The organism is Inquilinus limosus MP06, assembly GCF_000767795.1.
Lineage (GTDB): Bacteria > Pseudomonadota > Alphaproteobacteria > DSM-16000 > Inquilinaceae > Inquilinus > Inquilinus limosus_E.
In genome coordinates this window covers 1-8,543 of sequence record NZ_JANX01000255.1, presented here as the reverse complement: position 1 = coordinate 8,543, position 8,543 = coordinate 1, and the positions used below count along the sequence as shown (strand labels likewise).

The 8,543-nt window shown below is 68.6% G+C and carries 7 protein-coding genes; 2 read left to right on the top strand and 5 right to left on the bottom strand.

Annotation, left to right across the window (positions count from 1 at the left end; translation table 11 throughout):
- The 5 genes from P409_RS19080 to P409_RS19060 all read right to left on the bottom strand — a co-directional run.
- A partial coding sequence (locus P409_RS19080; RefSeq protein ID WP_152613437.1) for a LysR family transcriptional regulator occupies positions 1–418 on the bottom strand: 418 nt, incomplete at its 3' end.
- Between the two features lie 209 nt (positions 419–627).
- Positions 628–1,605, bottom strand: a complete 978-nt coding sequence (gene corA / locus P409_RS19075; RefSeq protein WP_034841530.1) for a magnesium/cobalt transporter CorA — start codon at positions 1,603–1,605, stop codon at positions 628–630.
- 294 nt (positions 1,606–1,899) lie between these two features.
- Entirely contained in the window at positions 1,900–2,367 is a 468-nt protein-coding gene (locus P409_RS19070; RefSeq protein WP_081991625.1) for a universal stress protein, read from the bottom strand.
- Between the two features lie 61 nt (positions 2,368–2,428).
- Positions 2,429–3,181: a TIGR02186 family protein gene (locus P409_RS19065; RefSeq protein WP_034841520.1), complete on the bottom strand. Its 753-nt coding sequence runs from the start codon at positions 3,179–3,181 to the stop codon at positions 2,429–2,431.
- A 4-nt stretch (positions 3,182–3,185) separates the two neighbouring features.
- On the bottom strand, positions 3,186–4,106 hold the full coding sequence (locus P409_RS19060) for a sulfite exporter TauE/SafE family protein (protein WP_034841515.1): 921 nt from the start codon (positions 4,104–4,106) through the stop codon (positions 3,186–3,188).
- Positions 4,107–4,356: 250 nt separating this feature from the next.
- On the opposite strand from P409_RS19060, the gene P409_RS19055 reads away from it, so the two are divergent.
- Together P409_RS19055 and P409_RS19050 are read left to right on the top strand one after the other, a co-directional pair.
- Positions 4,357–5,535, top strand: a complete 1,179-nt coding sequence (locus P409_RS19055; protein WP_034841510.1) for an efflux RND transporter periplasmic adaptor subunit — start codon at positions 4,357–4,359, stop codon at positions 5,533–5,535.
- Positions 5,536–5,559: 24 nt separating this feature from the next.
- On the top strand, positions 5,560–8,543 hold a 2,984-nt coding region (locus P409_RS19050), incomplete at its 3' end, for an efflux RND transporter permease subunit (RefSeq protein ID WP_034841505.1).

Sequence of the window (8,543 nt, the reverse complement as noted above, 5' to 3'; positions counted from 1 at the left end):
CCCGCAGCGCCGCGACCAGCTCGCCGGTGCTGCCCTCCTCCATCGCCATCTCGACGCCGGGCGCGGCCTCGCGGAAGCCGCGGATGGCGGCGGAGACGAAGGGGTGGAAGGCGGCGGAGCTGGTGAAGCCGACGGCGACGCGGCCCAGCTCGCCCCGCCCGGTGCGCCGCACCGTCTCCAGTGCCCGGTCGAGCTGGGCCAGGAGGGTGCGCGCCTCGTCCAGCAGCACCAGGCCGCTCTCGGTCGGCTGCACGCCGCGCGGCAGCCGGTGGAGCAGGGGCACGCCCAGCGCCTGCTCCAGCGCCTTGATCTGCTGGCTCAGCGGCGGCTGCTGCATGCCCAGCCGCTCCGCCGCGCGGGTGACATGCCCCTCCTCGGCCACGGCGACGAAGTAGCGGAGATGGCGCAGCTCGATCATCGGCATATCCACGGCGTATGGATCGCCATGATGCCATCCGGCGGTGGCTATGCCGAGAGTCGGTCGTGAGCCCGTTCGAGAATGCGCTGGGGCGAGCCGAATGGTGGTGGTTTCGAGAACCGGAGCGCAGCGGACGTTATAGTCCGTGAGCACCGGAAGCGCAGAAACCGCCTCCAGGCGGCCGCTCCAGTAGCATTGTCGGATGGGCTCTACAGCCAGCCCTTCCGCTTGAACCAGAGATAGGGCAGCACGGCGGACAGGACCATCAGGCCGAGGGCGAAGGGATAGCCGACCGCCCATTTCAGCTCGGGCATCACGTCGAAGTTCATGCCGTAGATGCTGGCCACGAGGGTCGGCGGCAGGAACACCACCGCGGCCACCGAGAAGATCTTGATGATCGCGTTCTGCTCGATGTTGATCATCCCCATCGAGGCGTCGAGCAGGAAGGTGATGTTGTTGCCGATATAGGTGGCGTGGTCGGTCAGCGACGCCACGTCCCGGCTCAGGCTCTTCTGGTGGATGCGGAAGGCCTTGTCCTTGGTGGCATCGCCGACCGCCAGGAAGCTCAGCAGCCGGGCCAGGCTGACCAGGCTCTCGCGCACCTTCGACACCAGGTTCTGGCTGCGGCCGATCTGCTTGAGGTTGGCCTCCAGCTCCTCGTTGGTGGTGCGGCGGTGCACCGCCTCATTGACCTTGAAGATGCGCTGCGACAGCACGTCGACCTCGCTGCCGACACGCTCCAGAATGTCGGCGGTGCGGTCGACGATGGCCTCCAGCAGGCCGATCAGCGTGGCCGAGCCGGTGGGGCACAGCATCGGCTGGCGCTCGGCATGGGCGATGAAGCCGGCGAAGGATTTCGGCTCGGCATAGCGGATGGTGACGAGGGTCTGGCCCTTCAGCACGAAGGTGATCGGGGCGGTGCCCGGCGCATCGGTCTCGGTGGCGTAGAGCACGCTGGCGGTCATGAACATGCCGCCATCTTCCTGGTACAGCCGGCTCGACGCCTCGATCTCCTGCATCTCCTCGCGGGTCGGCAGGAACAGGCCGAGTTGCTTCTCGGCGAAGTGCTCCTCCTCGGCAGTCGGGTTGAACAGGTCGATCCAGACCGTGTCCGTGGGGAAGCCGGCGCCCTCCACCGGCTCGACCGGGGTGAAATGGGTGTTCGAAAGCGTGTAGATGCGCAGCATCGCGGTCTGTCCCCTGCGGCCGGCGCATCACCGGGCCGGGGGACCGCGGTCTAGCGGAGCCCTTCGGCCGGCGCGGCGCTGGGCCGTCCGTTCCCTGGCGGGGCGATCCGGTCGGGTCGCCTCTGGTTGTCTGTCTCGTCCCGGTCGGGACGACTGTCTGGCTCGTCCATGTCTCGATTCGTCGAAGGCGGCGAAGGGCCTGCCCCGGCACCCGTCACCCATGCGGCTCGGATGCCACCGCCCGAAGGCGCCGTCAAGCCGCGCCGGGCAGCCGGTCCGCGGCCGGGGCGCGGGTCAGGTCAGCGCGTCGATCGCGTCGGCCGTCAGGTTGCCCGGCACGATGGTCAGCGGGATGCGCAGCCGGGCGATGGCCTTGCTGCTGGTCAGGTACTGGATCAGCGGTCCCGGGCCGGAGGAGGAGGCGGTGTCGGCGCCCAGCACCAGCACCGAGATCGACGGCTCCTCGGCGATCAGCGCCAGCAGCTCGTCCCGCGCCGCACCCTCGCGGATATGCAGGATCGGGATGGTGCCGGTCAGCTGGTTGACCTCGCGCGCCACCCGCTGCAGCCGCTGCTCGGCCTCGTGCCGGGCCTCCTCGCGCAGCACGTCCTCGATCGCGCCCCAATGCTGGATCTCGCTGGGGCTGATGACGTGCAGCAGAGCCACCCGGCCGCCGGTGTGCTGCGCCCGGCGGCAGGCATAGCGCAGCGCCGCCCGCCATTCCTCGGTGTCGTCGACGACCACGAGGAAGATGCGCGGCATCTCCGTCTTCGGAGTCTCTGGGGCGTTGTCTGTCATGGTTCCCTCGATAGATGGGAAGGGATCAGGCGCGGCGGAAGACGACGCTGGCCAGCCAGCCGGCGGCGACGGCGACGAGGATGGCGGCCAGGCCGTACAGCGCCGGCTCGTCCTGCGCGAACTGGTAGATCTCGGCGCCCAGCCCGACCTTGCCGATGATCAGCGGCGTGGTCTGGGCATCGACCACCTGGCCGCCGCGGAACAGGTAGGCCTCAACCTGGTACTGGCCGGTCGGGACATTGGCGGGAAACTCGATCCTGGTGCGGAACAGCCGACCGCTGAGGAAGCTGACCTGGCCGGTGTCGGTGACATACAGGCCCTCCCGCTGCAGGCCGCGGATCAGCGCGTCGCGATAGGCGCCGATCGCCTCCGGCCCGGCCTCGCGGTCGTCCTCGCCCGGGGTCAGCTGCAGGTATCGCAGGCCGATGCCGGCGCGCTCCAGGACATTGGGCGGCGCCAGCTGCTCCAGCGGCTTGCTCGAGGCCACGGCGTAGAAGCCGGGCACGTTGCTGAACTTCATGCTGGCATGGTTCAGCCAGATGCCGGCGACGCGGTCCTTCTCGCGCACCGTGGCGCGGTCGACCGGGCCGCGCACCACCACCGCGACGTCGCCGTCGCCTTCGGTGGCGCCGAACAGCAGCACGCGGGTGCCGGTGAAGCCGGTGTTGATGGCGATGACGTGGTCCGACAGGTCGGCCACCAGGTCCTGGGCGGCGCCGGGCCGGCACAGGCCTAGCGCCGCGGCCCAGACGGCGACGGCGAGGAGGAGGTGCCGCACGGCCTCAGCCTCCCCGGCGCATGGCGACGGTGAACAGGTCTGCCGGCGTGCCGATCAGGTCGAACCCCACCTTGACGCAGATGATCAGCACCAGCGTGGCCAGCAGCGCGCGGGCCTGGTCGCCGCGCAGCCGGCCGCTGGCATGGGTGCCGAACTGGGCGCCGATCACGCCGCCGGCCAGCAGCAGCAGGGCCAGCAGCACGTCCACCGTCTGGTTCTGCAGCGCCTGCAGGAAGCAGACCAGCGCGGTGGTGAAGATGATCTGGAACAGCGAGGTGCCGGCCACCAGCGAGGCCGGCATGCCCAGCAGGTAGATCATCGCCGGCACCAGGATGAAGCCGCCGCCGATGCCCATGATTGCGGTCAGGAAGCCGCCCAGCGCGCCGATCGCGATCGGGGCCAGGGCGCTGATATAGAGCCGCGACTTCGGGAACCGGGTCTTGAACGGCAGGCCGTGGAACCAGCCGTGCCTGTGCAGCTTGCGCCGCTGCCCGGGCGACCGGCGCTGGCGCAGCATCGACCGCACGCTCTCGACCAGCATCAGCCCGCCGACCGTGCCCAGGAAGATCAGGTAGAACAGGTTGATCGCCAGGTCGATCTGGCCCAGCAGCTGCAGCAGGCCGAACAGGCGGACGCCCAGCACGCTGCCGATCACGCTGCCGGCCAGCAGCACCAGCCCCATCTTCAGGTCGACATTGCCGCGCCGCCAATGCGCCAGCATGCCCGAGACGCTGGCCGCGACCAGCTGGTTCGCCTGGGTGCCAACCGCGACCGCCGGCGGGATGCCGATGAAGATCAAGAGTGGCGTCATCAAAAAGCCACCGCCGACGCCGAACAAGCCGGACAGGAACCCGACCAGCCCGCCCATGCCGAGAATCAGCAGGGCGTTCACCGAGACCTCGGCGATCGGCAGATAGACTTGCATGGCGCGGGGTCCCGTCCAGTCCCATCGGCACCTTATAGGCTGCCGCGGCGGATGCGAAGGCCGATGGCGCCAGCGCGGCGATGGTGCCGAAGCGATGCGATCCACGCATGGATCCGTCGGTTACCTATGACGTACAGGCATGTATGTTTCCGATTATGTCAACTGTAACAGTCTGGTGTATGGTGGCGCGCCTCTCGATTCACGGCACGGCCCGGCAACGATCTGCTGCAGGCAGGGAGACGGTTCCCACATGATTCTCCGCTTCTTCCTGGTCGGGATCGGCCTGATCCTCGTCGTCGGCGCGCTGGTCGGCATGAACGTCATGCGCGATCAGGGCGTGGCGGCGTTCTTCGCCGGCCAGCAGATGCCGCCGGTGCCGATCTCCGCCGCCAAGGCGGAGGCGAAGACCTGGACCGACTATCTCGAGGGCATCGGCTCCATCTCCGCGGTCGAGGGCATCGAGGTCGCCTTCGAGGTGCCGGGCACGGTCAAGTCGATCGACTTCAAGGCCAACGACACCGTCCAGGCCGGCCAGCGTCTGGTTCAGCTCGACGACTCGATCGACCAGGCCGATCTGCGCCTGTACCAGGCGGCGATGGACCTGGCGCAGCGTACCCTGGACCGGGTGTCATCGCTGCGCTCGCGCGGCAACGCCCCGCAATCCGATCTCGACAACGCCAATGCCGAGCTCCTGAAGGCCCAGGCCCAGATCGCCCGCGCCCAGGCGACGATCGACAAGAAGGCGGTGGCGGCGCCGTTCCCGGGCATCGTCGGCATCCGCAAGATCGATGTCGGCCGCTATGTCGCCGCCGGCGATCCGCTGGTGACGCTGCAGCGCCTGGACCAGGTCTATGCCGACTTCACCCTGCCGGAGCAGGCGTTCAGCCGCATCAGCCAGGGCCAGAAGGTCGAGGTCCGGGCCGACGCCTTCCCGGACGAGGTGTTCCACGGCCAGGTCACCGGCATCGAGCCGGTGGTCGACGCCGCCAGCCGCATGGTCAAGGTGCGGGCCACCATCGACAATCCCGGCCTAAAGCTGCGGCCGGGCTTCTTCGCCAATGTCCGGCTGATCCTGCCGGAGCGGCCGGATGTCGTGACCGTGCCGCAGACCGCGATCACCTTCAGCCTCTACGGCGACACCGTCTTCGTGATCCGCGAGAAGAAGGCCGAGGACGGCCAGCAGGCGGCCTCCGGCGGCGGGGGCGGCCAGCAGGGCGCGGGTGGCCAGGCGCCGGCCGGGCCGCAGCTGACGGTCGAACAGGTCTTCGTCCGGGTCGGCCAGCGCCAGGGCGCCATCGCCGAGATCGTCGAGGGCGTGAAGGCGGGCGACCAGGTCGTCACCTCCGGCCAGCTCAAGCTGCAGAACGGCTTCCCGGTGGTGATCGACAACTCGGTCGACCCCACCCGCCCGGCGCAAGCCGGGTCGTAATCCCGGCCGGGAAGGGGGACCGCCATGAACTTCACCTCGATCTTCATCCGCCGGCCGGTGCTGGCCTCGGTGATCAGCCTGCTGATCCTGCTGCTCGGACTGCAGGGCCTTGCGTCGCTGCCGGTGCGCCAGTTCCCGAAGACCGAGGAGACGGTGATCAAGATCACCACCTCCTACCCCGGCGCCAGCGCCGACCTGATGCAGGGTTTCATCACCACCCCGATCGCGCAGGCGGTGGCCAGCACCGAGGGGCTGGACTACGTCACCTCCTCCTCGGTCCAGGGCGTCAGCACCGTGTCGGTGCACATGAAGCTGAACGCCAATCCGGATGCGGCGCTGACCGAGGTGCTGACCAAGGTGCAGCAGGTCCGCAACGACCTACCGACGGAATCGAAGGACCCGGTGGTGCTGAAGGGCACCGGCCAGGAGATCGCGATCCAGTACATCGCGCTGAATAGCGACCGGATGTCGCCCGAGGAGGTGACCGAATACATCACCCGCGTGGTGCAGCCGCAGCTGGCCACCACCGAGGGCGTGGCCGACGCCCAGATCCTGGGCGCCAAGAGCTTCGCCATGCGGGTCTGGGTCGACCCGGTGCGGCTGGCGTCGCGCAAGGTCACGGCGGCCGACGTGGTGACGGCGATCCGGGCGAACAACTTCCAGTCGGCGCCGGGCCGCACCGAGGGCGAGCTGGTCACCTTCGCCATCCGTACCGACACCACTTTGCGCACGCCCGAGGCCTTCGGTGACCTGGTGGTGCGGTCGGACGGCACCAACATCGTCCGGCTGAAGGACGTGGCGAAGGTCCAGCTGGGCAGCGAGAGCTATGACGCCCGCGTCACCTTCAACGGGCGCGAGGCGATCTTCGTCGCCATCAACCCGACCCCCGCGGCCAACCCGCTGACCACGGCGGCCAATGTCCGCGCGGCGATGGTCGACATCGAGCGGCAGATGCCGGAGGGCATGCACGCCGAGATCGTCTACGACGCCACCGAGTTCATCGAGGCCTCGATCTGGGAGGTCGGCAAGACCATCCCCGAGGCGGTGGTGATCGTCGTGGTCGTGATCCTGCTGTTCCTCGGCTCGTTCCGCGCCGTGGTGATCCCGGTGGTCACCATCCCGCTGTCGCTGATCGGCGTGCTGTTCTGCCTCTACGCCTTGGGATACTCGGTCAACACGCTGACCCTCCTGGCCATGGTGCTGGCCATCGGCCTGGTGGTCGACGACGCCATCGTGGTGGTGGAGAACATCCACCGCCATATCGAGGAGGGGCTGACGCCGCGGCAGGCGGCGCTGAAGGGCGCGGCGGAGATCGCCGGGCCGGTGGTGTCGATGACCATCACCCTGGCCGCGGTCTATGCCCCGATCGGCTTCGCCACCGGCCTGACCGGCGCGCTGTTCCGCGAATTCGCCTTCACCCTGGCCGGCGCCGTTATCATCTCCGGCATCGTCGCGCTGACCCTGTCGCCGATGATGACCAGCAAGCTCCTGAAGCCGCACGGCCAGGGCGGCGGCCGGTTCCAGCGCGCGGTCGACGGCTTCTTCACCCGGCTGCAGGGCTGGTACGGCCGCCGGCTGCACCATTCGCTGAACTACCGCCCGGTCACCGCCTTCCTGGCGATCGTGCTGCTGGCCACCTCGGTCTTCCTGTTCATGAAGACGCCGAGCGAGCTGGCGCCGAAGGAGGACCAGGGCTTCGTGTTCATGATCCTGAACGGTCCGCGCTACGCCAATCTGGAATACATGAACCGGTTCAGCGACAAGCTGATCAAGGACCTGCAGGCGATCCCGGAGCATGACGCGATCTTCGCCGTCACCGGCGCCGAATCGCTGTCCTCCGGCTTCGGCGGCATGACCTTCAAGCCGTGGAGCCAGCGCACCCGCAGCGGCGCCGAGATCGAGGCGCAGGTGCAGGGCGTGGTCGGCGGCATCGCCGGGGTCGAGGGCTTCTCCACCGCGCCGCCGGCGCTGCCCGGCTCCGGCGGCGGCCCGCCGGTGCAGTTCGTGATCAAGGCCCCGGGCTCGCCCCAGCTGGTCTACGAGCTGGCGGAGCAGGTCGCCAACGAGGCCCGCAAGAGCGGCATGTTCCTGTTCGCCAGCGCCACCCTGGCCTTCGACCGGCCGGAGCTGTCGGTCGAGATCGACCGCAACAAGGCGGCGGCGCTGGGCATCAACATGGACGATGTCGGCACCACGTTGAACGTCATGCTCGGCGGCAACGACATCGGCCGCTTCGACCGCGACAACCGCAGCTACAAGGTGATCCCGCAGGTGGCGCAGGAGAGCCGGCTGAACCCGGAGGAGCTGAACAAGTACTTCGTCCGCACCTCCGGCGGCGACCTGGTGCCGCTGTCCTCGGTGGTGACCCTGAAGACCCAGGCGACGGCGAACTCCTATGACCAGTTCAACCAGCTGAACAGCTCGACCATCCAGGCGGTGCCGACGCCGGTGATCGTCACCCTCGGCCAGGCGCTGACCTTCCTGCAGCAGACCGCGGACCGCATCCTGCCGCGCGGCGTCACCTATGACTATGAGGGCGATTCTCGGCAGTACATCACCGAGGGAAACACGGTGATGATCGCCTTCGCCTTCGCGGTGATCGTGATCTTCCTGGTGCTGGCGGCGCAGTTCGAGAGCTTCCGCGACCCGCTGATCATCATGATGTCGGTGCCGCTGTCGATCTTCGGCGCGCTGGCGGTGCTGAATGTCGGCTCGATCCTGCAGCTCACCGGCGCCAGCCTGAACATCTATACCCAGATCGGCCTGATCACGCTGGTCGGGCTGATCACCAAGCACGGCATCCTGATGGTGGAGTTCGCCAATTCGCTGCAGGAGCAGCAGGGCCTGTCGCGGCGCGACGCTATCGAGCAGGCGGCGGCGATCCGGCTGCGGCCGATCCTGATGACCACGGCGGCGATGGTGCTGGGCGTGGTGCCGCTGCTCTACGCCACCGGCGCCGGCGCCGCGGCGCGCTTCTCGATCGGGCTGGTGATCGCGTCCGGCATGTC

Bases quoted from the DNA above. Each gene is read 5' to 3' on its own strand.
- P409_RS19055 (WP_034841510.1), top strand. From the start codon at position 4,357: ATGATTCTCCGCTTCTTCCTGGTCGGGATCGGCCTGATCCTCGTCGTC.
- corA (WP_034841530.1), bottom strand. From the start codon at position 1,605: ATGCTGCGCATCTACACGCTTTCGAACACCCATTTCACCCCGGTCGAG.
- P409_RS19070 (WP_081991625.1), bottom strand. From the start codon at position 2,367: ATGCCGCGCATCTTCCTCGTGGTCGTCGACGACACCGAGGAATGGCGG.
- P409_RS19060 (WP_034841515.1), bottom strand. From the start codon at position 4,106: ATGCAAGTCTATCTGCCGATCGCCGAGGTCTCGGTGAACGCCCTGCTG.